The organism is Acinetobacter sp. CY81, assembly GCF_059515925.1.
Map to the genome: position 1 here is coordinate 211,103 of NZ_JCAKNC010000001.1, position 24,231 is coordinate 235,333.

The following is a 24,231-nucleotide window of genomic DNA, read 5'->3' on the forward strand; positions in this document are numbered from 1 at the left end:
TAATGAATGAAATGAAACTGAAAAATGATTTAATTGAAGATAAAGACTTAGATTTACCACCGTATATCGATCAGTCGAAATTTGTGAAAAATAAACAAGGGCATTATTTATTGCAATTTACGGGCTGGACATTTTGGAGTTTTTTATTTGTTCCTTTATTTACTTTAATCCTTTGGCTTTACCAAGGGAATTTGATCAGAAACTATATTTTTGCGGAAAAATTTGATGTACAACTTTTAAATATTATGTGGTTAGCTGCATTGGTTATATTTTTTGGTGCAACGCTATTGTTATGGGCAAGTTTTAATTGGCTTAGATTTCGAAAACAACATGCCAAGAAAATAGTGCTCAATGTGAATAATGCGATGTTGTCGAAATACTTGTCGATCACTCCCCAAGAACTTGAAGATATGCAAGCTTCAAAACGAGTGGTACTTCACTATGATGAAAATGGTGAACTTTATGATTATCAAATGAATTGTAAATATTACAGTGAATTAAATACATGAATTCAGCTTTATTGCGCGTCAAAAAGTGAAAAAGGAAAAGGAGCACGTTGCTCCTTTTTCATTGTTATACCGATAGTAATCATGATTTAAAGAATAGTTTTCGGCATCATTTTTAGTAAGTGTGCATCAGACTATTCATAAGTATGCACAATGATATCTACTAAATGTTCAATACCTTCCATACTTTGAATCGCTTCTTTAGTGATTTTTACCACAGGCCAAGTGATTAGTTTACAGTTGCTATTTTGCAGCGCTGAATAGTAGGTATCCGACTTTAAAAATACCTTTCTCTCAGAAGCAGAATTTGGCATCAATTGACGACGTAACCAAACATCCGCTACTTGAGATTCTAAATAACGAATAGCCAGTAACGATTTCACTCGATTGTTAAATAAACGTCGGTTTTTCACTAACAGAGGATGTGAAATTAATCGTTGAATCCCTTTTTCAGTATGTGGAAGTACAAAGTGAGGTCGAATTTGAAATACTTTTACGAACTCAGCGCTTTGACAGATCAGATCTAAATGCGTTACAGACAGTTGATTTGCACCAATAATAGCAACGCGTAAACCTGAAAAATCTGTTTGTTTGATTTCAGATGCCGAGATCAATTTACCTTGATACTTTTCAAAATGATCTGGCGAATTTTCAAAAAAAACATCCTTGTTTTTCATTTTTTCCTTATTCATAGAGATACCTAATTGTTGTTTTAGCTAACGGCTTTGGGTTCTGCAGTTAATTCATATATCCAAGTTGGAACTTTAGGTAAAGATTTTTCTGGAATCTTATCAGTCACTTTTACCATGGCATCAACCGGCATATGGAACCATTTTTTATTACGATCTACGACATTTTTGCCGTGGAATTGAATGATTTGGAACCATGGGTTGCGGCGACCTTCAGCGGTACGACCACCAATACGAGCAAACTTATTCATGGCAGAATAAAGTTTTTCTTCAGGTAAACCCAGTTTGATGACGTTATCACGCATTTTATTGATCAATGGTAAGTAAGCCAAAATACCCAAAAGCATACGTGGATCTACAGCTCGGGCAGCCATTTGGGCAAGTTCGATCATGGTTTTGTTGATGCCTTGTGCTTCCATAACACTAAAGCCTACACCTAAGTGACGTGCCTCATCGCCATTGATCAGTTCAAAGGCTTGGTGACACACTGGATCATCAACGGTTTCGAGTAGGAAAGTACACAGTGCGCCATCGAGTGCAACTTCAAGCATTGGAATTACCGCACCCAAGATATAGAAGGGCATGTCATCTGCATAGGTGTCTAACCATTCGATGATTAATCGTAAATTTTTATTGGGTTTTGGAATATCACCATCAAGCATCCCCCAACGTTTCATCAGTGCCATTTCAGCATTGGCATGACGCTGTTCTTCAGCATGGAAAATGGCATACATTTCACGAAGGGTTTCTGTCGGGGCTTTTTTTGACATGGCTGAAAATGCACGAGCACCTACATGCTCAATCCACATCAAATCTGCCATAAAGTCTTTTAATTTTGGCCACTGTTCAGCAGTGACTAACTCACGCCCAGGAGCATCCCAGTCAATATCAGACAGTGTCCATTGTGTATTTTTGACTTTTTCAAGCATTTTATCGAGATCAATTGAAGCCATGATTGTTCCATCATATTTTTTTAATACTTCAATTTTACAATTCGATAATGTGATCAAGTTTGCATAAAATATAAAAATGAACTGAACATTTTTGCCATATCTCTAAGGCAATGATTTGAATCATGAAAATAAATACATTCTTTTAATTATTTTTTATAGGGTGTCATTTAAGGACATCTGGTTGTCATTTCCAAATCAAATTTGTCTGACAATAAATTGTCAGTTATTAAAAGGTATTGAAAATGAGCTTTTAGAAACGTATGCATTTAAAAGTAGAGACATGAATGCATTCATTTACAACAGATGTTTTTGATCGAAGCCATAGGCTTAAATGACGATGAGCTTGAAAATAGAAAATAATTTTCAAGCTCATCGATATTTAATTTTTTAAATGGATCTAAATTGTCAATTTTTGAATATTTTAAGTGTTTGGATTGTCATTATTGAATGGATCATTTGGCATTTGGTGTGAAATTTCTGGAGTGAGTGTGTGTACACGTAGATATTCCAAGTCACGCACGTTCTTTTGTACGGCAACAGCGCCAAATAAGCTAAGGAGAAAAGCCATCATGTAGAAGCCTTTCTCACTGAGTAATAAGGTCGCATTGAATAAACCAATGCCTAAAAGCACAATACAAATTGCAAGTGAAGCCCAACAGAGTGCTAGATAAATTGGGGTGACATTTAAGCCTTCTAATTTATCTCGAACTACTTTTTGGAGTGAAACAGCAGAAAATAAGCCATACAGAATGATAACTAGATAATAGCCTTTTTCATTCAAAGCCATTTGAGCATTAAATAATCCTACGCAATAAGCGGCAAGTCCAGCGATGAGCGCCACCCAACTTACAGCGATGAAAGCTGAAGAAGGTTTGTTAATGTATTGCTGCATATTATTCTCAGTATTCTTTATTATCATGTTTATTTTTATAAATTATTTCGCCTGAAAAAGCTATTAAAAGGATTTTCAATACATTGGATTAAAGATGAATTATGAAGAATTTCAATAAAGTTTCAGTCAATAAAAAAAGCCTAATCTGATTAGGCTTTGTTGTTAAAACAATAGTTTAGAGTATTTATTAATGGCTTTGATTTTTAATTTGCATCAACAAGTCAAAGTTATATTTACGTTTCTCAGTATCGTAAATATCACAAGTAAAAATAAATTCATCGACATCATAAGGCACAAGCAGTTGCTCTAAACTTTGCTTGACTGTTTCTGGTGAGCCGATTTGCGCCATAGCGTAGAAATTATCAACTGACATTTTTTCAGCAGGTGACCACAATGCATTCATGTCCTCAACCGGGGCTTTGAGTTTGAGGCTTTGTCCTCGCATTAAACCCAATACACGTTGATAAGCACTTGTCGCTAAATACTCCGCTTCCTCATCAGAGTCTGCAATGACTGTAGGCACACCCATAGACACATAAGGTTTATCTAAATATTGAGAAGGTTCAAAGTTTTCACGATACAGTTGAATCGCTTGCCCTAACATTCGCGGTGCAAAATGGGATGCAAATGAATAAGGTAATCCAAGTTTCGCTGCAAGTTGGGCGCTGAATAGGCTTGATCCCAGTAACCAAACTGGAACGTGAGTACCTTGACCAGGTGTGGCTGTAATTCTTTGATTCGGTTGAGCATCATCAAAATAACTGAGAATTTCTAAGATATCTCTTGGGAACTGGTCTTCAGTTTCTTGACGTCCACGACGTAATGCACGCATGGTATGTTGATCTGTACCCGGTGCTCGACCTAATCCAAGTTCAACGCGATTGGGGTAAAGCGTTGCAAGCGTTCCAAATTGTTCAGCAACCACGAGGGGAGCATGATTGGGGAGCATGATGCCACCTGATCCCACTCGGATAGATTGAGTATTTGCTAAAATATAACCCAATAAAACAGCTGTCGCTGAACTGGCAATCCCATCCATGTTGTGATGTTCAGCCAACCATAAACGATCGTAACCTAATTTTTCAATATGTTGAGCTAGATCTAAAGCATGCTTCAGAGAAAACTCAACACTTTTGTCATCACGTACAGGGGCGAGTTCTAATACTGAAAATTTAATATCTTTTAAGGTACGCATTTGAATGCCCTTATGCAGAGGATGATTAAATCATACGACTAGATGATGATTTTGTATATCGAATAAATACGATATATTGTGATTTTAGGTGTTCTTTTGATAAGAATGATTTAAAACTCATATATTTTAGTACTTACGTTGGTTTGGTGCTTAGGATAAAAGCTGTAATGAAATACAAGTTTTTAACAATCGATCTCATACTAAAAAAGCACCCAAAGGTGCTTTTATCATTTTCGTGATTATAATGACGAGGGCTATTATTAACGTTTACCGTTTTTGTACCAACCCAGATGGCGACCATTGTCTCCACGGCTACTACGATAATCACGATCATTGTAACGATAGTTACTTGTGCGGTAGCCTCGATCACGGCGGTCATAACGATCATCGTAACGGTTATTACGATTGTCATAGCCATCATCATAACGACGGTCTTCAGATACTTTCTTACCTAGAACTGAACCACCTGCAGAACCAATAGCTGCACCTGCATATCCGCCGTTGGTACCACCCATGTTTTTACCAACAGTATAACCACCTACACCACCTAATGCGGCACCAATGGCTGCGCCATTACGGTCACGTTTATTCGCAGAAGCCGCAGCACCACCTGCACCGCCCAGTGCAGAACCAATCATTGCACCTGTTGAACCGCCCATTTGTTGACCAATGGCAGCACCAACCACACCACCAAGCGCTGAACTGAGGGCAACACGTGTATTGCTATTGGCTTGTGCTGTAGACATTGTCATCACTGAAGTTGCAATGACAGCACCGAAGAGTAATTTATTGATTTTCATTTTTGACTCCTTACGAAGTGCGTTGTTTAACTGTTAGATTCAATATAGTGTTAAAGCGCACATAGAGCGTGGAGGCATCGTTTTCGAATTGTATTTTTTTCTCCGTAATGTCTTCATTTTTAGCTAGGGTTGAAGGCGTAGAGATGCTTTTAATAGCCAGTTGATCGGTCTGTATGTTTTAAAATGTTTCGAGAGTAAATTACAGCAATAAAATGATTTATCAGAATGATGAAATTACTGCTAAATACGAATTTTATTTTTTATTTAAGCTTCGAGTTTATTCTTAATGCGATCAAGTCGAGTAGTCATAATTTGAATGAGCCGTGCGATATTGAAGATAGAGGGTAATAAAAAAGCACCCGAAGGTGCTTAAGACGTCACAAATGAATTAATGACGACGATTACGTTTTTTCTTCCATTTACGATCTTGGCGAGAATCGTAATCTTTGTCTTTAGAAATTTTATTACCAAGTGCAGCACCACCCGCAGCACCAAGAGCAGAACCGATGTAACCACCGTTGGAACCGCCCATGTTTTTACCTACGGTATAACCTGCACCACCACCTAATGCACCACCGATAGCAGATTCAGTACGGTTACGCTTATTACTAGCAACAGCCGCACCACCAGCACCACCTAAAGCAGCACCAATCGTCGCACCTGTATTGCCACCCATATTTTTACCTAGAGCTGTACCTGCAACACTGCCTAATGCACTTGCAGCAGCAACACGTGCTGTACTATCTGCATACGCATTTACAGCAAACATTGATGAAGCAGCTAAAGTAGCACTGATTAAAATAACATTCATTTTCATGGTTCACTCCATGTCCAAAATGTGGACTTATTCATATTTATTTCGATGAAGCAAATTTAACAAAAACTTCAGCGCAAAATGTGTAGAAGCAAAGCCATAGTTTTACAGTTTGGTAGCGCATTGTTGTGTTTATATTACAACTGAATATTTTCTAGGCTGAAAATCGCTTAATAAGAAGAAATTATGAAGAATGTAGAAAATCATCGATTTTGAATATGAACTTTTAAGCCCCAATTTGAATGACCAGTGATGGGTAAATCATGGAGAAAATGACATATATATGTCTTTTGAAGCCTAGACTCGTTAAACTATTGCTAATTTAGAATTCGCTTAGTGTCACTTATTGTTGAGTGATACTGGGTCTTAGCTTGAGATCTTATTTAAAATGAAAGAATCGTTACGTTTACGATTAGACCAACTTTGTGATCGTCATGAAGAATTAGAAGCGTTATTGGCTGATGTAGAAGTAATTTCGGACAATAAGCGTTTTCGTAACTTGTCACGTGAGCATAGTGACTTAAGTGAAATCACAACGGTTTGGAAAAAATACACTCAAGCAGAACAAGATATTGAAACTGCTGAAGCAATGCTTTCAGATCCTGACTTTAAAGAAATGGCACAAGAAGAGATTAAAGACAATAAATCTTTAATCGAAGCGCTTGAGGCTGACTTAAACATCTTGATGATTCCTAAAGATCCAAATGATGCCAATTCAGCTTATTTGGAAGTTCGTGCGGGTACTGGTGGTGACGAAGCTGCGATTTTCTCAGGCGATTTGTATCGTATGTATAGTAAATATGCTGAATCTCAAGGCTGGAGTATAGAAGTCCTTTCTGAAAATGAAGGTGAACATGGCGGTTATAAAGAAATCATTTGCCTGATTAATGGTGATGGCGTTTATGGTCGTTTAAAGTTTGAAAGTGGTGCGCATCGTGTGCAACGTGTTCCTGCGACAGAGTCGCAAGGTCGTGTACATACGTCTGCATGTACTGTTGCGATCTTACCTGAAATTGATGTTGATACTTCTGTTGAAATTAATCCATCAGAATTGCGTATTGATACTTACCGTGCTTCGGGTGCAGGTGGTCAGCATATTAACAAAACTGACTCGGCTGTTCGTATTACCCATTTGCCAACAGGTACAGTGGTGGAATGTCAGGATCAACGTTCACAGCATAAAAACAAAGCCAAAGCGATGGCGCTATTGGTGTCACGTTTAGAAAATGCCAAACGTGCTGTTGCCGATGCGGCAACCTCAGAAATGCGCCGTGATTTGGTTGGTTCGGGTGATCGTTCAGAACGAATCCGTACGTATAACTATTCCCAAGGTCGTATGACTGACCATCGTATTAACTTAACTTTATATAAGCTAGATGCGGTGATGGAAGGTGATTTAACTGAAATGCTAGATAGCTTACATCGTGAATATCAGGCGGATCAGTTGGCGATGCTTGCACAGCAGAATGGTGGTTAAGTGAATATTGCACAGGCATTGGCTTTACGTGGTGAAGCAGAAAGTTATGAACGCCAAGAAAATGCGTGGTTACTTGAACATATCACCAAAATTGATTCTTTTGATCTTGTCATGAAAAAGGATCAAGAATTAACGGCTGAACAAGAACAGACTTATGTGGATTCACTTAAACGCATCGAAGCGGGTGAACCTTTAGCATATGTAACAGGATCACAGCCTTTTTGGACATTGGACTTAAAAGTAACTAAAGATACTTTAGTGCCACGCCCAGATACTGAAATCTTGGTTGAAACCGTGTTGCATTTAGACTTACCTGAAGATGCACGTATTGTCGATTTGGGTACAGGTACGGGTGCAATTGCATTATCACTTGCCAGTGAGCGTCCTGAGTGGGATGTGACGGCAACAGATATCTATGCACCGACACTTGAAGTCGCGCAGTACAATGCAGAGCAACATGATTTAAATCATGTGAAATTTGCCTTGGGTAGTTGGTACAAAGCCTTAAAACCAAATCAGTTTTTTGATGTGATTGTGTCTAATCCACCTTACATTGATGCAGATGATAAACACATGCCAAACTTAGCCACTGAGCCACGTCGTGCCTTGGTTGCAGACAAACACGGTATGGCAGATATTGAACTGATTATTCAACATGGCAAAAAGCAATTAACCGCGAAAGGTTGGATTGCACTTGAACATGGTTATGATCAAGGTGATGCAGTTCAGCAGGTTTTCAAAAAGTATGGATTTAAGAAAATTCGTACAGTTAAAGACTATGGCGGTAATGACCGTGTGACCTTAGGGCAATGGCCGAATTAAAGAACAGATTCCAAATAAAAAAGCGACTTGAAGAGTCGCTTTTTTATTGATGCAATTTAGAAAAATGAATACATGTAAAGTTACATTGGATAATCAGTTAAGCATTCTGCAATTTCAACGGTCTCTAAAGTATTGGTTTCAAGTGCTAGGCACAGAGCAACGACTTTAGCTGTATCGTGAAGATAGTCATGATTCAGAACATCACCCGATTGCATGGCTTGAATATTTTCAGGGCTAATATCCAAAGCATGTGCAAGTTCTAGAGCATCGTTGTCTATCAAAAATGCAGAAATTGCATTTTGAAGCTGTAACTCAGATGCATTCAAAATAGCTTGATTCAGTAATTCGTCTACTTCAATAGTAGCAACTGATGATGCGGTTGAAGAATTCAAAGCATGAGCAAAGTTTTGTACAAGATGGTGTTCAAGTACATCGGACATTTTAAGCATGTTTAGACCTTTAACGGATTAAACGAGGGAGAGGAGTGGGTTGCATATGATGCAAAATTTGATTGAAAAATAACCTGTTTAATCAGTGAATGCAATTCTATTCAGATAAGTGTAAATGTGTTATTTGAATTTTAATTCGTCTATCTTTAAATAAGATTTTAAAAATAAAACAGTTAAATTAAATCTATATCAAATGACTGTTCAGTCTAATGTTCTTGCAAATGACGATATGCGCCAGGGCTTACCCCAGTCCATTTTTTAAAGGCACGATGGAATGCACTTGGATCGTGAAAATCCAATTCATCACTAATCTGTTGTAGTGAATAATCGGTTTGTGTAAGTAATTCAATCGCAATATCACGCCGTATATCATTCTTTAACTGTTGGTAACTTACAGCCTCAGCTTTTAAGCGCCGTTGAAATGTGGCTTCCGATAGGTTGAGTTGTTTGGCTAAATCATGAATCTCAAGCCATTCCGATGGTGAACTATTGATGAGCTGTTTACGAATAATCGTACTGATTGAATTGGGGTTTTTATAGCGGACCAATAAGTTATAAGGCGTTTGTTTTATAAAATTCGACCATGATTGACGATCTTGTTTAATCGCGATGTTTAAATAATTGGCATCGAACTGAATATAATGTTCATCACAGCCATATTTGATTTGCTCACAAAACCTGACTTTATAATCTTGATCATCTAAGGGCGCTGGGCATTTTAATTGAATTTGATTGAGGATGACTCTTTGGCCAGAGAGCCAGCACATTAAGCTATGGATCAGCATAAGATAAGTGGCATAGCTAAACATTGGTTTAGTTCCATTCAGATCTTTAATCACAATATAAGCATAATTTTCCTGAACGAATAACTGGCTCTGAACATCATCAAGAATACTATTAAAAAATTGCGTGATGTACTGAATAGCTTTTCGTAAATTTTCACTGTGGATCAACATTTCAGAAAGTAGTTTAAAGCTGCCCCGACGCATTGGGTGGCGATCCATGCCGAAAAACTCATCATTGAGCTGATTAGCAAGTTCTATCCATAATCGTCCAAAAGATTCTATTGAAATACGTGCTTTAGGTGCATCTAAAAGCTCAAGTGGAATTCCAGACTGATGCAAAATAGCATGTATGTCACAATGTGCATCTTTCACAGAAGAAATAACCTCGTTTACCAAACTGATAGAGATCGTTCCTTTGTGTAATTCAATTGATTGATTATTCTGCTTTAAATCCATTATTTTGTTCTACGATCAGAATTGTCCAAATGCATCAAACAGGATGCAACTTTTGGAAATTGTACTCAAGCTTGACAATGTTTACTCTGCGTCTTAAGTCGAGTGTAAATTAAACTGAAAATTGTCTTCTCATTCTATATCAAAAGCATAAGAATTAGGCACAAACAAAATGCTCAAAAATACTGAAAATGTAAAAGGATAAAAAATGAATATTCAAGGAAAAGTATTTGTTGTCACTGGCGGTGCTTCTGGCTTAGGTGCTGCTACAGCTACGCATTTAATTACTCAAGGTGCAAAAGTCATCATGGTTGATATGAATCATGAATTGGGCAAGGAAATGCAAAAGCGTTTAGGTGAACATTCTCATTTCATTCAATTGGATGTGACCGATGAACAAGCTGTGGAAAGTTTCTTTAAACAGATTGAGCAAGATTATGGTCAGCTTAATGGCTTAATCAATTGTGCAGGGATTGGACCTTCGGCAAAAGTCCTTGGACGTGATGGTATTCATGAATTGGCATTGTTCCAAAAAGTTTTGAATATCAATGTAACGGGTACTTTCAATATGTTGCGTTTTGCCGCTGAGCTCATTGCCAAATATGAATTAAAAGCAGGTGAAGAAGAGCGTGGTGTGATCGTAAATACTGCTTCAGTTGCAGCCTATGATGGACAAATTGGTCAATCTGCTTATGCTGCTTCCAAAGGTGCTGTGGTTGCGATGACGCTTCCTTTGGCGCGTGAATTGGCACGTGAGAAAATCCGTGTGATGACCATTGCACCTGGCATTATGGAAACACCAATGTTGAAAGGGTTACCGCAGAATGTTCAGGATTCTTTGGGGCAAATGGTACCGTTTCCTCCGCGTTTAGCAAAGCCAGAAGAGTTTGCGCATTTGGTGGGGCATATTTGTGAAAATGCTTATCTGAATGGTGAAGTGATTCGTTTGGATGGCGCGATTCGGATGGCGGCTAAATAAATAGATTACCGTTTAATACGTCGGTGTCTGTACTTTATCAGTCAGACTACAGCCTATGCTGTTTGTTACTTTTGTTTCGGCAAAAGTAACCAAAACCATTGTCATTTGCAAAACTCGTTAAATACTTTTTACGAAACTAAAAAATCGCAGAAACTTTAGAGTTGAACTGCATCAGTCTCGAACAGTTGCAAATGACTTTTCCGCGTATCAAAAATTGTATTAGAAAATATTAACCTATTAAAAATGACCTGATCAAGAGAAGGAAGCTCAAATGATTTTAAATGATGAACAAAAAATGGTTCAGGACATGATGCGTAGTTATTCGCAGGAAAAGTTGAAACCAACTGCGCCTGAGCGTGATAAATCACATCGTTTTCCACGTGAAGAATTAAAAGAATTGGGGGAACTCGGTGCATTAGGTATGACTGTGCCTGTAGAGTGGAATGGTGCAGGCTTAGACTATATTTCTTTGGTTGTTGCTTTAGAGGAAATCGCTGCAGGTGATGGGGCAATTTCAACCATCGTCAGTGTACAGAACTCATTGCCTTGTGGCATCACTTTAAAATATGGCTCAGAAGTGCAGAAAGAAAAATATTTGAAGAAATTAGCCACAGGTGAATGGTTAGGCTGTTTTTGTCTAACTGAACCTCAAGCTGGTTCGGATGCAGGTGCTTTGCAATGCACGGCTCGTAAAGAGGGTGATCATTGGGTGTTGAATGGCACCAAGCAATTTATTACCACAGGTAAACATGCTCAAGTCGCAATTGTTTTTGCAGTAACTGATAAAGCGGCAGGCAAAAAAGGTATTTCATGCTTTTTAGTACCTACGGATGTAGATGGATATATTGTTTCTCGAATTGAAGAGAAAATGGGGCAGCATTGTTCAGATACAGCAACCATTGTCTTAGATAATTGTCGTATTCCGCTAGATCATTTATTGGGGCAAGAGGGTGAAGGCTACAAGATTGCATTATCCAATTTAGAGTCAGGTCGAATTGGCATTGCATCACAATGTGTAGGAATGGCACGAGCGGCTTTAGATGCAGCAGTGGAATATGCCAATGATCGAAAAGCTTTTGGCGTGAAAATTGTACAACATCAGGCAGTTGCATTCCGTTTAGCAGATATGTCAACAAAAATTGAAGCTGCACGACAACTGATTTTCCATGCAGCAAGTTTAAAAGATGCAGGATTGCCGTGTTTAAAAGAAGCTTCGATGGCGAAACTCTTTGCTTCTGAAATTGCAGAACGTGTTTGTTCAGATGCAATTCAAATCCACGGTGGTTATGGCTATGTATCTGATTTTCCAGTAGAACGTATTTATCGTGATGTGCGCGTTAGCCAAATCTATGAAGGTGCTTCCGATATTCAGCGACTAGTGATCGCAAGAGAAGTAACGAAAATTTAAGTTCTACAATTCAAGTTCTAAATTAATTCAATTCCCCATTTTCAACGTATAGCGCTCTGAAACTGTCATGGTTTCAGGGCTTTTATTTTTTATGAGTCCAATAAAACCTATCAAATTTAAGCGTATTGATTTGAACCATTGTTCATAAAGTGCATAAGCATTGAGGTCTTTGGAAATTGTGCAACTGATTCATTCATGGTTATCTAGTTGAATAAAATATGTTCTATAAAGCACAATGATTTTATAAATATTTAGAATCCCATCGAGCTATATAGCGATCTAAAAATAGCGATTTAAAACGAAAATATGACTCTAGAAACGCATGACATGAAGTGATGCAAGTTAAAGAATAAGGACAGTTTGCATGAAAACATTAGCCCAAGCTTATCAAGATTTTAATCTTGAACAATTAATCGCAGATCAGTTGGTGGGTACACCACATGCTTTAAATGCCTATACCGAATGTTGTGGTCGCCATGTTGGCTCAAATAAAGTTGCGCTGATTTGGGAAGGAAAAAATGGAGAGTCTGAGCAATGGACATTTGATCAACTCGCTGAACAATCTGGCAAGTTAGCTCATTATTTTCAATCGATTGGAATGAAAAAAGGTGATTGTGTTGCAGGCTTATTACCACGCACACCTGAATTGCTGATTACGATTTTAGCAACTTGGCGAATAGGTGCGATTTACCAACCCTTATTTACTGCATTTGAGTCGAAAGCGATTCAGCATCGCATCGAAACTGCGTGTACAAAGCTGATAGTCACCAATACAGAGCAACGACCTAAGCTGAATGATATCGACCATATTCAAATCCTCAATGTCCATGCCCAAGATGATGCAAATCAGGATGCTGATTTTTGGAAAGCGTTAGAACTTCACAATAGTGATTTTGAGCCTGTCTCACAAAGTTTTGAAGATGACTTTTTAATGATGTTTACTTCAGGGACGACAGGGCTTGCTAAATCAGTGCCTGTACCGCTAAAAGCCATTCTTGCCTTTAAGGAATATATGCGACATGCAGTGGATTTGCGTGAAGAAGATACATTTTGGAATTTGGCTGATCCAGGTTGGGCGTATGGGTTGTATTACGGTATTACAGCACCGTTGGCTTTAGGGCATAGCATCATTATGGATGAGCGTGCTTTTAGTGTTGACCAAGCTGTACAACTGATTAAAAAGTACAAAGTGAATAATTTAACTGGGTCGCCAACTGCTTTTCGCATGTTCTTTGGCTTTAAAGAAAAATTTGATGCTTCAATCAAGTCACATTTGCGTGCTGTGAGTAGTGCAGGTGAGCCATTAACTCCTGAAGTGATTCATTGGTTTAAGCACGACTTAGATGTGAATATCTATGATCAATATGGGCAAACTGAGTTGGGCATGGTGATTGCCAACCATCATGCATTAGAGCATCCAATTAAAGTCGGTTCGGCTGGTTTTGCAAATCCCGGCCATCGTTTTTGTGTACTCAATACTGCACATGAAGAAGTTGAACAAGGTGGCATCGGAACACTTGCGATTGATTTCTTACAGTCACCGTTGGCATGGTTTAAGGGTTATGGTGGAAATAACTTAAAGTCTTTTGTTGGTCATTATTATTTAACAGGTGATACGGTTAAACTTAATGAATTGGGTGGGGTAGATTTTGTGGGTCGTGCGGACGATGTCATTACAACGTCAGGCTATCGTATAGGTCCTTTTGATGTGGAAAGCACTTTATTGGAGTGTAATGAAGTTTTAGAGTCTGCTGTGATTGGTAAACCTGACCCTGAGCGTACTGAAATTGTGAAAGCTTTTGTGGTATTAAAACCTCAGTTTAATGCTGATCAAGCTTTGGCAGATAAGCTTCAAGCCTATGTGAAATCACGTTTGTCTAAACATGCCTATCCGAAAGAAGTGGAGTTTGTAGATGCATTGCCTAAAACGTCGAGTGGTAAAATTCAGCGGAATTTGTTGAAACAACAAGAGATTGCCAAGATGGAAGATATTCAAAAAGTGAGCTGATACGATTAAAAGAGAAAGCACCATATAAGGTGCTTTTTTTATTTAATCTCTTTTATCACAGTGATATTTTTGGGTTCTGCATAATTAAGAATGATATTTCCCTTTTTATTCTTACTTACAATTGCACAAAGACTTTGTCCACATAAAAGTTTGTGAGGATCTTTCAAGTCTAATTCTTTTACCTCAATTTTTAAAAGTTTTGCAGGAAAATCAACGATTATTTTTTGTGACTCTTCTTCAGTTTTTCTTTCCAAGTGAGCTAAATAAAACAATGAAAATATAATAAAAAATAGAATTGGATAAAGTAGTGCTATTCGGGAATCGATCGTTTGATCAAAAGAACGATTTGATGATTCATCATGGATTCGAGCGTAAGTTTTTGAGGTATGACTTTTTCTTAATTTCTTAAAAAAATTTTTAATTTTATTATCAATTCCTAATTCTTTAATAAAGACTGGAAGTCCAATAAAAATTACAATTAAAGCGAAGAGAAATAAGATCCAGTGATTTACGGTCTTAAGGTAGCCATAATAAAGCTTATCTTGAATTGAAAAATTAAGGACTAATGCTTCAGCACCAAATGGACGTAAATATGAATTTAAATAAATTTGTCCAGCCATGTATAAAAGTGCCGATGTTAGAGTAATTATTATTGCTGTATCTAAAGAAAAATTAATTTTCATTTACGTTAAGAGATTAATATTATTATGAATCAAGATAACAAGAATCTTAAAAACTTGAAATGTGGATTATACTTATTACTCATAAGTGATCATATTTGATTGAAGAAATGATGGAAGCATTGGAAACAAGTTTTGAACTCAACGAATCCGAATTACATCTCTATTCCCGTCAAATCTTACTCGATGGCTGGGATATTGACGCTCAAGAAAAGCTTAAACTTGCCAATGTCTTGATTGTTGGGTGTGGTGGTATCGGTTGTACGACCGCAGAACTACTCGCACGTGCAGGTGTAGGTCAAATTAGTTTGATCGATGCAGACACGATTGAAGTCAGTAATTTACAACGACAAATTGGTTTTACAGGTTTAGACGTGGGTTTTTATAAATCTGAAATTTTAGCAAAACGTTTAAGATTGATTAATCCACATATTCAAATTGAATTTTATACCGAAAAACTCTCACAAAATAATGCAAAGCATTTGATTGCGAGTCAAGATTTAGTCTTAGATGGTTGCGATAATTTTGAAACGCGTTATTTGGTCAATCAAGTCTGCAAATCTGAAAATGTACCGCTCATCAGTGCTTCAGCCATTGGATTTCAAGGGCAGTTGTTTATGGTAGAAGGTGATTCAGCCTGCTATGAATGTCTATTTCCCAAAGAACAACATACCAATGAAAGCTTACGCTGTGCAGATTCAGGTGTATTAGCAACAACACCGAATGTTATGGCGAGTTTACAAGCACATCATGCACTGCTTTATTTAGGTTTAAATCTGACACCATTGAAGCAAAAACTGTTGCTGTGGGATGGTTTAAGCATGAAACAACGCTTACTTGCATACGAAACAGATAGAGATTGTCCAATCTGTCAGGCAAGACAATCCGCAAATGCAGATTAATTTGCTACACTCAAACGAATTTATTTCTATTCATACATTATGAAAAACAATATTTGGCTAGATGGACTGCGCTCAGTTGCCCGAGTTGGGGAAACTGCGGTAATCGCGGCGAAAGCAGGTATAAAATACGCGACAGAAAAACCAAGTAACGCAAAACTCATGCGTGAAACTTTTGAATCTTTGGGTTCAACTTATATTAAGCTCGGTCAGTTTATTGCCAGCACGCCTTCACTTTTCCCTCGTGAATATGTTGAAGAGTTTCAAGGCTGTTTAGATCAAACGCCAAAATTGCCATTTAGCTATATTGAAAGCGTTTTAGCTTCAGAGTTTGCAGGGCGTGATTTGGGTGAGATATTTGCATCGATTGACGAAACACCTTTGGCTTCTGCTTCCATCGCACAAGTACATGCAGCTAAATTGGTCAGTGGTGAAGATGTCGTCATCAAAGTTCAAAAACCAGGTGTAGAAACGATTCTCTATACCGATTTGAATGTACTGCATTGGTCAACCAAAATTCTTGAAAAAGCCGTACCAAAAGTGAAGTTTGCTTCACTTGCAGATATTGTTGAAGAAATTAAAAACCGTATGGTGCGTGAAGTTGATTTTATTGAAGAAGCAAAAAATATTGATGATTTCGTCAATTATTTAAATGTAACTCAAAATAATAAGGCAACTGCACCTAAGGTTTACCATCAATATTCAACCCGACGTGTACTCACCATGCAGCGTTTTTATGGTGTGCCATTGACTGATTTTGAAGTGGTTAAAAAACTGTCTAAAGATCCATCACAAGTCTTAATTACCGCCATGAATACGTGGTTTGGTAGCTTGATGATGTGTGAAAGCTTCCATGCTGACCTACATGCAGGCAACCTGATGTTGCTTGAAGATGGTCGTGTAGGATTTATTGATTTCGGTATAGTAGGTCAATTAAAACCAGAAGTTTGGACGGCGTGCATGGCATTTATGGATGCATTGCAAACCACCAATTATCCATTAATGGCTGAAAATATGCTGAAAATGGGCATGACCGATCATCAAGTGGATATTCAAGTCCTTGCCAAGGATATTGAGCGTCTATTTAGTGGTGTGATCATGGCAGATCCGCAGCAAATTTTATCGACCAATCCAGCAGATTTGAACGATATCATGATGGATATGGTGGCAGTGGGTGAACGTCACGGTATCCGTTTCCCACGTGATTTTGCATTGCTATTTAAACAAATGTTGTATTTCGATCGCTTTATGCGCGTGCTTGCACCATATACTGATATTTATGCAGATCAACGTTTGCAAATGGTACAGACTTTAGATCCGAATACACTGCTGAAAAGTTAATTTTGTTTTTAGATTTAGCCTGATTTTATAGATTGTTAGATTGAATAAAAAGCTTTCGGAATGCATGTCATTTCGAAAGTTGATGTTAATTTATGCTAATGAAGTCTATCTCATCAGGTTTGAATTTTTTATAAGAGTAAAAATATGGATGCCATCATTATTGAGGGTTTGAAGGTTGAAACGGTTGTGGGCTGTTTCAATTGGGAACGCCAAATCATTCAACCCTTAATGTTGGATCTCACGATCAATACAGATTTGGAACAGGCTTCAAACTCAGATGCTTTAGCAGATACCATGAACTATGCTGAAATTTGTGAAATATCAGCAAAAGTGATTCAAGAAGCGAAGCCTGAATTGATCGAACATGCAGCAAAACTTGTGTTAAATGCGCTTTTTGCTACCTTTCCAGCGATAGAATCTATTATGATTACCATCCGGAAGCCTGCCATTATCGCGCAAGCAAATTCAGTAGGAATTCGTCTTGAACGACACCGCAATGATGTTCGCCCTAGCACTGGCGAGTAATCAAAATCCTGAGCAACATTTTCAACGCGCCTTTCAGCAAATCAGTGGTTTAGGTGAAACACAGTTTTCACCTATTTATCTCATTCCATGCCGTGATGGCGTTGGTGCAGACTATTGGAATGCAGCTTGTCTGGTTAAAAGTGAATTGACTGTCGAACAGATGCTCAAGTTCCTTAAAAATATGGAGTTTGAGTCAGGTAGAATACGACCTTCGCATCAGATTACGTTAGATGTGGATTTGATCGCATGGGGACAAGACTTAAGTTCAATGCAATTTAATGCGAAAAAAGTTCCCCTTGCAGTCGATGTCAAAATTCCACTCTACGATATTTGGGCTAATGATCAGTTTAAGGTTGCACTGAATTATCCAATCGTTGAACAATTTGTCTGAAATATCCAAACAGGATAGGGAAGTTTCTATTCAGGATTCGATTTTTAAATGTAAATTGATGATTTTTCCCATTTAACTCTTTTGTTATTTAGGTTTATTATTTAGCTTAATTGCTTTCTAATATTTTGATTGTATCGGATGATACTTTTAAAATTCGTTTTGCTTATTTAAAGTTACTTAAGGCATTGTGTTTTCACAATGTCTTTTTGCGTTGAGGTTGGATATAAATTTTGGGAAATCTGTGTGGTTGAAATAGATATTAAGATTTTAAAAGTTTTCTTTTATGTCTATAAGTTTAAAAACGTGTCGCTTGCAGCCAGACAAATTGACATGAGTCAGCCTGCTGTCAGCAATTTGTTGAATAAACTGAGAAAGTACTATTCAGACCCGTTATTTATTCGCGTTGAAAATGAGATGCGACCAACAGAGCTATCGATTCAATTGTTCCCATTGATCTCGAATTTGCTGAATAATTACGAAGCGATTTGTTTACATAAAGAAGAGTTTAATCATTTCGAGTCGGAAAAAATTTATAACATTGCCATGACCGATGTGGCACATTTGGTGTTATTACCTCAAATTTCAGCTTATCTCAAAGATCACGCACCTAAAGTTCAATTGAATGTTCATTCGATCAAACCAAAGAGTTTAGAGCTGTTAAAAAGTGGAACTTTAGATTTGATCGTAGGGTATTACGAAAATCTAGATGATCATTTTTATCAACAAAAATTATTTGAACAGCATTTTGTGGTGATTGCTGCGAAAGACCATCCACGACTCAAAGATTCAAAAATCACGCTCGAAGATTATCTCAGTGAAAAGCATATTGATGTTGAAGTCGGTGCAGGGCATTTTTCATTTGAAAGTCACATCAGTAAATTGGGTTATAAGCGCAATAAGGTGATGACTTTGCCGAGTTATTTGGGAGTGGGCTTGGTAGTTCAACAATCGGATGCGATTGCAACCGTACCGTATTATCTTAGTGAGGTTTTACTCGCACGGGGTAATTTGGAAATTTATGAACTTCCTCAAGGTTTTCCAACGTATTCAATTAAGCAGTTTTGGTATATCGCCAATCACCATAAAAAAAGCCATCAATGGATTCGCCAAGTGTTCTATGAAAATTTAAAAGACAAAGATATTTCTCTTTAAATTGCCTTTGAAAATGAAGTACCCGAAATAAAAAAGACCTGAGTGATTCAGGTCTTTTTTATTAATATTTATATATTAAATTGAAGTTGATATATCAATATTCAGCTTAAATAAAATAACTGGTTTTGGTCATTAATTTAGAAATCGCAGTCATGGTGATTTTGACAGGGACAGGTAAGTCGACACCGCCTGCATTTAAGGCTGTATCACGATGATGTAATTCATCTTCATTCATTTGAACTAAGATACGACGTGAACGTTCATCTTGCTCAGGCAACTGGCTGATGTGATGTTGTAAATGGAGACTGACTTGGCGCTCAGTTTCCGCAACAAAGCCAAGGCTATATTTATCACCTGCGATTCCTGCGATTGCACCCATACCAAAAGATAAACCATACCAAACAGGGTTAAATAGGCTCGTGTGACTGTCTAATTCTTTTAAGCGTTGTTCACACCATGCCAAATGATCTTGTTCCTCAATCGCAGCAAATTCCATCTCACGACGTACATTGGGCAGTTTGGCGGTAAGAGCTTGCCCATGATAAAGGGCTTGAGCACAGACTTCACCACTGTGATTGACACGCATTAAACCCGCCACATGGCGTGCTTCACTGACACCGAGTTTAGCTTCGGCTTCATCACCTGGATTTTCACGCTGTGCAGAAGTTGTACCAGGTACAAGACTACGTAGGGCTTGATCAAATGAATGAATAAATTTGTCGAGTCCAGTGTATTGACGCATGAATTAATCCTCCAACGCGATTTTTTCAGTTTTAAGCATAGGTTTTAAGCGGAATAACAGCCAAGTTGTGAATAATGCACTTAGAATAGCTGTGATACTAAACAATATTTTTATATCAATTTTAAGAACGCTTAAAATTAAAATTGAGAATATTGCAGAGGATACCATGAATACGGCATTCAAAATGTTGTTCGCAGCAACCACTCGCGCACGATGTGATCGGGGTGAATATGCTTGCATCATGGCATACAAAGGCACGATATAAAATCCACCACTGATTCCCAATAGTGTGACTGCGACCATGACATGATAATAGCTCATACCTGAGCTAAACATATCCGCAATTCCAATAAAGTCACCTGTACGTTCGGGAATAAAGCTCAAGCTCGCAGCAAGATACAGAGCAAAGACAGTTAATCCAACAGCGCCAATCGGCACCATTTTGATATTCACCTCAGAACCACCAATCTTACGGCATAAGAGTGAACCAACGCCGATTCCGACAGAGAAGAAAGTCAGTAATAAACTCACGACATTTTCATTGGCATGTAGGTTTTGCTGTGTGAGTTGTGGAATCTGAGTTAAGTAAGTTGCACCATAGAACCAATACCAAGAGTTTCCTAATAAGATCGTAAAAACTAAAGGCAATGATTTGGCATATCGAATGGTTTGAAAACTGGTACGAAAAAAGTTCCAATCAACATTGATCTCATTTTTATTTGTTTCTTGTTTGAGAATAAAGCGACTGCATAGATAGCCGATCACAGCGATACTGACTACAGCAAGACTGATCCAGAGCAAATTACCAGCAGAGTTTGAAATCACCACACCGCCTAGAATCATACCAATTAAAATGGCAATGGATGTTCCCGACTGAAATAAGGCATTTCCAGACATCAATTCATTTGGTTTCAGTATTTCAGGCAGAATCGCGTATTTAATCGGACCAAAGAAAGCACTATGTGTGCCCATCAGGAAAAGTGCAGTGAGCAGTAACCATAGGTTACCTAACATGAAACCTGCGCTACCAATCAACATGATGACGATTTCAAGTAGTTTAATATTACGAATCAGAAAGGAGCGTTCATACTTATCTGCAATCTGTCCCGCAGTTGCTGAGAAGATAAAATAGGGCAAGATAAACAAAAGTGCAGCAAGGTTATTGAGTGTGCTGACGCTTGCTGTTTGTTGTTGAATAAATCCATAGGTAATGACCAATAACAATGATTGTTTATAAACATTGTCATTGAGTGCCCCAAAAAACTGAGTCAAAAACATCGGTAAAAAACGTCTTGATCCTAATAGGTGCTCTTTCTTTTCCATGATGGGTCAGCTTATTAAAAAATTATTAAGAAATGTGATGATTTGGTAACAGTATCTGAAAATCATGTATCATACTTTTATTCTAAAAAGTTCTGAAAATGCTGATATTTTGGATCAAATATAAGACCATTTTATCTCAGTATTTTCACTATAAAATATAATGTGTTCAGAGCGTGGTATGCCAGAAAAAACTCAGTTTAAAAAATCTATGCTTGCACGTTGTATGCATCATATATCTCAGACGCATGATATCAATAAAATATTATGTACTAGTGTTTTTTTAAGTGTCTTTTCTTCACCTGTCTTATTTGCTGCTGAAACAACCAGTCAACCGCCCGAATTTATACAACTTCCAGTTAATTCAGAGATTGAAAAGCAAAATAAAGAAAGCCTTGAAGAAGCAGCCCTTCAGCAAGGTGTTGATTTTGATAAAATTAAGCAACTTGATGAAAAAATAGAAAATCTAGATCAAAACCGTCAGGTTGATAGTTTGATCATGTTGCAACAACAAGAACAAAATCAAATTGATTCAACAGTATTTAATCCAATCGAATTTGAAAATTTAGAAGATTTACCGACTGAAACGGTCGATCAGTCGATGGCAAATGAAATTTTTCGTGTCGCAGAAGAAGCTAAAATTGAAGCGCAGAATTTTAGAACAGGTGTAACAAAAGCCCCAGAAGTTGAAATGCCTGTGACTACGCAAACAGAACTTGCTGAAATTGCCCAAGCACCGGTCGATATTGATCAACTTATGAATAGCATTGAGTCGGACAGCAAGATTACTGTTGGCGCAAATGAGTCAGGTGTGTCACTCGAAGAACAAAGTGTGGAGGCAAAAGCAGCACTCGAAAAACCAAACTTCTTCAAACGTATTATTTATAAAATTCGACCACCGCGTTTAAATCAAGCAGAAACAGTGCCGCGAATCACCGCAGAAGTGGATGGTGCACCTAAAATCTTAGCGGATAACATCAAAGCGAAATTATCTGCTTTTACAGTTGAATCTTTTGCAGACTTTAACTCGGCAGTTCCTCAACTAAGAAATTTAACTGTGCAAGCATCACAAGCGGTTGGTTATTATGATGCTGAGTTTAAATTTGAAAAAGTCAGTGCAGGGCGAGTCCGTGTGGTGGTAACGCCAAATGAGCCAGTGAAAGTTCGCGAACAAAATATTGAATTTTCAGGTGATGGTTCAAGACTGGCTCAGTTACAAGTGATTAAAGTGTTACCTGAATTAGAACCAGGGGATATTTTTAATCATGGTAAATATGAAGCGACTAAACTTCGCATTACGGATGCCGCTGCGAATAATGGTTTCTTTGATGCTTATTGGCGTATGCATGATGTGATGTTGGCTCGACCACAAAATCTTGCAGATATTAATTTGATCTATGAAACAGGCTCTCGCTATAAGCTGGATGATGTTGTCTTTAGAATGAGTGATCCAAGTAAGCCTTTACCGATTCGTGAAGAGATTCTGCGGACACTTGCACCTTGGAAAGAAGGTGCGGACTATACCGCTTGGCGTGTGAATGCTTTAGCGAATAATTTAACCAATACGCGTTATTTTAACTACACTTTGGTCGATGCTGTTAAGCCTGAACCCATCGTTAAGCCATTGGAACTCGGACCTGATTTACAAGCTTTGGTGGATCAACAGAAAATTGAAGCTTCAGCTTTAACCCCAGAGGTTCAACAAAAACCCGTATCTGCTGAATCTGCAACAGCTAAAAAGCAAAATGTCGCAGATGAAAATCAATTTGCAGGGGTGCAAGAACAAAAATTAAATCGTGATTTATCCGATGCAGAATCACGTGCCAAAGCTAAAGAGGAAGAAACTTTAGCTTTACAAAAACAAGCACGCGAAACACAGCATATTCCTGTGATTGTGACTTTAAATGCAGACAAGCTGAATAGTTTAGAAGCGGGTATAGGTTATGGTACAGATACGGGGGTTCGTCTACGTAGTCAGTACCGCCGCGCTATTGTGAATGATCTTGGACACTCTTTTGATGCCAACTTAGAGCTATCTCAAATTCGCCAATCAATAGATGGTCGCTATAACATCCCTTATAAACATCCACTGAATGATTATATTAGTTTAGTTGGTGGTTATGAGCGTGAGTTGGATGACAAGATTGGTAATGGTTTAGAGGCTGTTACAGAGTCAGCAGTGGCAGGTGTAGATCGAATTATTCGTGGTTCCCGCCGTGACTGGCAGCATGTATTTGGACTGCGTTACCGTCTAGATAGAATGACCATTGAAGGTGATTTAAATACCAATTTCGATGAAGACTTCAACTTTGATGATATTCCAGATGCCTTTTTGGCACCAGGTGCGAGTGATGAACAGCAGTCACTATTGTTAGGTTATGAAGCAACGAAAACCATTAGTGATACGCGAGTAAACCCGACCAAAGGTTTTAGACAAAATTATAAAATTCAATTGGGTTCTAAAAATGCATTGTCTGATGCAGATATGGCAATTGTGAATGCCAATTGGAAGGGCTTGTATTCGCTGGGTACGAATAATGATCATCAGTTGATTGGTGGTTTAAGTTTGGGTTATATCTTTACGGATAACTTTGAACGTGTTCCTTATAATTTAAGATTCTTTGCTGGTGGTGACCAAAGTATTCGTGGGTTTGACTATAAGAGTCTCTCACCGATGGTGGCTGATTTTAAAGTAGGTGGTCAAGCGGTAGGTGTAGGTTCATTAGAATATAATTATCAGTTTAAAGAAGGTTGGCGAGCAGCGGTATTTGGAGACTACGGAAATGCTTATGATGAAAAGTTTAGCAATGATTCTGAATATAGCTTAGGTTTAGGTATTCGTTGGGCATCACCGATTGGACCGATTCGTTTAGATGTGGCATCAGGAGTATCTGATCCAGGGCATCCGATTCGATTGCATTTCTTTATTGGCTCACAACTTTAATAGATGA

23 protein-coding genes are annotated in these 24,231 nt (G+C 38.0%); 12 read left to right on the forward strand and 11 right to left on the reverse strand.

The features are described from left to right. Positions 1 to 2: 2 nt before the first annotated feature. On the forward strand, positions 3 to 509 hold the full coding sequence (gene pgaD / locus AC5YDM_RS01010) for a poly-beta-1,6-N-acetyl-D-glucosamine biosynthesis protein PgaD (RefSeq protein ID WP_496150260.1): 507 nt from the start codon (positions 3 to 5) through the stop codon (positions 507 to 509). Between the two features lie 131 nt (positions 510 to 640). Here the strand turns inward: pgaD and AC5YDM_RS01015 are convergent, their stop codons facing one another. The 6 genes from AC5YDM_RS01015 to AC5YDM_RS01040 form a co-directional block, all read right to left on the reverse strand. Continuing rightward, entirely contained in the window at positions 641 to 1,198 is a 558-nt protein-coding gene (locus AC5YDM_RS01015) for a flavoprotein (RefSeq protein ID WP_496150261.1), read from the reverse strand. A gap of 20 nt (positions 1,199 to 1,218) precedes the next feature. Then, entirely contained in the window at positions 1,219 to 2,148 is a 930-nt protein-coding gene (locus tag AC5YDM_RS01020; RefSeq protein WP_496150262.1) for a ferritin-like domain-containing protein, read from the reverse strand. A 421-nt stretch (positions 2,149 to 2,569) separates the two neighbouring features. Further along, the gene (gene yiaA / locus AC5YDM_RS01025; RefSeq protein ID WP_496150263.1) at positions 2,570 to 3,040 is read right to left on the reverse strand and encodes an inner membrane protein YiaA; all 471 of its coding nucleotides are present in this window, start codon (positions 3,038 to 3,040) and stop codon (positions 2,570 to 2,572) included. A gap of 187 nt (positions 3,041 to 3,227) precedes the next feature. After that, entirely contained in the window at positions 3,228 to 4,235 is a 1,008-nt protein-coding gene (locus AC5YDM_RS01030) for an LLM class flavin-dependent oxidoreductase (protein WP_496150264.1), read from the reverse strand. A gap of 260 nt (positions 4,236 to 4,495) precedes the next feature. Continuing rightward, positions 4,496 to 5,035 (reverse strand): hypothetical protein, encoded by a 540-nt coding sequence (locus tag AC5YDM_RS01035; protein ID WP_496150265.1) that lies wholly within the window; start codon positions 5,033 to 5,035, stop codon positions 4,496 to 4,498. 388 nt (positions 5,036 to 5,423) lie between these two features. Beyond that, positions 5,424 to 5,852: a glycine zipper domain-containing protein gene (locus AC5YDM_RS01040; protein WP_496150266.1), complete on the reverse strand. Its 429-nt coding sequence runs from the start codon at positions 5,850 to 5,852 to the stop codon at positions 5,424 to 5,426. 385 nt (positions 5,853 to 6,237) lie between these two features. Between AC5YDM_RS01040 and prfA the strand changes: the two genes are divergently transcribed. Together prfA and prmC are read left to right on the forward strand one after the other, a co-directional pair. Beyond that, positions 6,238 to 7,326 carry a peptide chain release factor 1 gene (prfA, locus tag AC5YDM_RS01045; RefSeq protein ID WP_496150267.1) on the forward strand — a complete coding sequence of 363 codons (1,089 nt, stop codon included), beginning with the start codon at positions 6,238 to 6,240 and terminating at the stop codon, positions 7,324 to 7,326. Beyond that, positions 7,327 to 8,148, forward strand: a complete 822-nt coding sequence (prmC, locus tag AC5YDM_RS01050) for a peptide chain release factor N(5)-glutamine methyltransferase (protein ID WP_496150268.1) — start codon at positions 7,327 to 7,329, stop codon at positions 8,146 to 8,148. An 80-nt stretch (positions 8,149 to 8,228) separates the two neighbouring features. On the opposite strand, the gene AC5YDM_RS01055 is transcribed toward prmC, so the two are convergent. Both AC5YDM_RS01055 and AC5YDM_RS01060 read right to left on the reverse strand, forming a co-directional pair. Next, entirely contained in the window at positions 8,229 to 8,597 is a 369-nt protein-coding gene (locus AC5YDM_RS01055; RefSeq protein ID WP_496150269.1) for a hypothetical protein, read from the reverse strand. 206 nt (positions 8,598 to 8,803) lie between these two features. Then, positions 8,804 to 9,838, reverse strand: coding sequence for an AraC family transcriptional regulator (locus AC5YDM_RS01060; protein WP_496150270.1), 1,035 nt, complete (start codon positions 9,836 to 9,838; stop codon positions 8,804 to 8,806). A gap of 205 nt (positions 9,839 to 10,043) precedes the next feature. Here AC5YDM_RS01060 and AC5YDM_RS01065 point away from each other — a divergent pair, with 205 nt between their 5' ends. The 3 genes from AC5YDM_RS01065 (at position 10,044) to AC5YDM_RS01075 (ending at position 14,230) form a co-directional block, all read left to right on the forward strand. Beyond that, positions 10,044 to 10,814, forward strand: a complete 771-nt coding sequence (locus AC5YDM_RS01065) for a 3-hydroxyacyl-CoA dehydrogenase (protein WP_496150271.1) — start codon at positions 10,044 to 10,046, stop codon at positions 10,812 to 10,814. A 271-nt stretch (positions 10,815 to 11,085) separates the two neighbouring features. Further along, positions 11,086 to 12,222, forward strand: coding sequence for an acyl-CoA dehydrogenase family protein (locus tag AC5YDM_RS01070; RefSeq protein ID WP_496150272.1), 1,137 nt, complete (start codon positions 11,086 to 11,088; stop codon positions 12,220 to 12,222). A gap of 364 nt (positions 12,223 to 12,586) precedes the next feature. Beyond that, positions 12,587 to 14,230 (forward strand): AMP-binding protein, encoded by a 1,644-nt coding sequence (locus tag AC5YDM_RS01075; protein ID WP_496150273.1) that lies wholly within the window; start codon positions 12,587 to 12,589, stop codon positions 14,228 to 14,230. Positions 14,231 to 14,268: 38 nt separating this feature from the next. Here the strand turns inward: AC5YDM_RS01075 and AC5YDM_RS01080 are convergent, their stop codons facing one another. Next, positions 14,269 to 14,850 (reverse strand): hypothetical protein, encoded by a 582-nt coding sequence (locus AC5YDM_RS01080; protein WP_496150274.1) that lies wholly within the window; start codon positions 14,848 to 14,850, stop codon positions 14,269 to 14,271. Positions 14,851 to 15,023: 173 nt separating this feature from the next. Here AC5YDM_RS01080 and AC5YDM_RS01085 point away from each other — a divergent pair, with 173 nt between their 5' ends. The 5 genes from AC5YDM_RS01085 to AC5YDM_RS01105 all read left to right on the forward strand — a co-directional run bounded on the left by AC5YDM_RS01085 (position 15,024) and on the right by AC5YDM_RS01105 (position 19,218). Next, entirely contained in the window at positions 15,024 to 15,812 is a 789-nt protein-coding gene (locus tag AC5YDM_RS01085; protein ID WP_496150543.1) for a HesA/MoeB/ThiF family protein, read from the forward strand. 39 nt (positions 15,813 to 15,851) lie between these two features. Then, entirely contained in the window at positions 15,852 to 17,150 is a 1,299-nt protein-coding gene (locus tag AC5YDM_RS01090; protein ID WP_496150276.1) for an ABC1 kinase family protein, read from the forward strand. A gap of 144 nt (positions 17,151 to 17,294) precedes the next feature. Beyond that, positions 17,295 to 17,675, forward strand: a complete 381-nt coding sequence (gene folB, locus AC5YDM_RS01095) for a dihydroneopterin aldolase (RefSeq protein WP_496150277.1) — start codon at positions 17,295 to 17,297, stop codon at positions 17,673 to 17,675. Continuing rightward, the gene (locus AC5YDM_RS01100; RefSeq protein WP_496150278.1) at positions 17,632 to 18,066 is read left to right on the forward strand and encodes a 2-amino-4-hydroxy-6-hydroxymethyldihydropteridine diphosphokinase; all 435 of its coding nucleotides are present in this window, start codon (positions 17,632 to 17,634) and stop codon (positions 18,064 to 18,066) included. The genes folB and AC5YDM_RS01100 overlap by 44 nt, the downstream gene beginning before the upstream one ends. Positions 18,067 to 18,309: 243 nt before the next feature. Beyond that, positions 18,310 to 19,218, forward strand: a complete 909-nt coding sequence (locus AC5YDM_RS01105) for a LysR family transcriptional regulator (RefSeq protein WP_496150544.1) — start codon at positions 18,310 to 18,312, stop codon at positions 19,216 to 19,218. A gap of 106 nt (positions 19,219 to 19,324) precedes the next feature. Here AC5YDM_RS01105 and coq7 read toward each other — a convergent pair whose 3' ends face one another. Both coq7 and AC5YDM_RS01115 read right to left on the reverse strand, forming a co-directional pair. Further along, positions 19,325 to 19,960 (reverse strand): 2-polyprenyl-3-methyl-6-methoxy-1,4-benzoquinone monooxygenase, encoded by a 636-nt coding sequence (coq7, locus tag AC5YDM_RS01110; protein ID WP_496150279.1) that lies wholly within the window; start codon positions 19,958 to 19,960, stop codon positions 19,325 to 19,327. Between the two features lie 3 nt (positions 19,961 to 19,963). After that, positions 19,964 to 21,286, reverse strand: coding sequence for an MFS transporter (locus tag AC5YDM_RS01115; RefSeq protein ID WP_496150545.1), 1,323 nt, complete (start codon positions 21,284 to 21,286; stop codon positions 19,964 to 19,966). 175 nt (positions 21,287 to 21,461) lie between these two features. Here AC5YDM_RS01115 and AC5YDM_RS01120 point away from each other — a divergent pair, with 175 nt between their 5' ends. Then, a complete protein-coding gene (locus tag AC5YDM_RS01120; protein WP_496150280.1) occupies positions 21,462 to 24,224 on the forward strand; it encodes an autotransporter assembly complex protein TamA in 2,763 nt (920 codons plus the stop codon). Positions 24,225 to 24,231 lie beyond the last annotated feature (7 nt).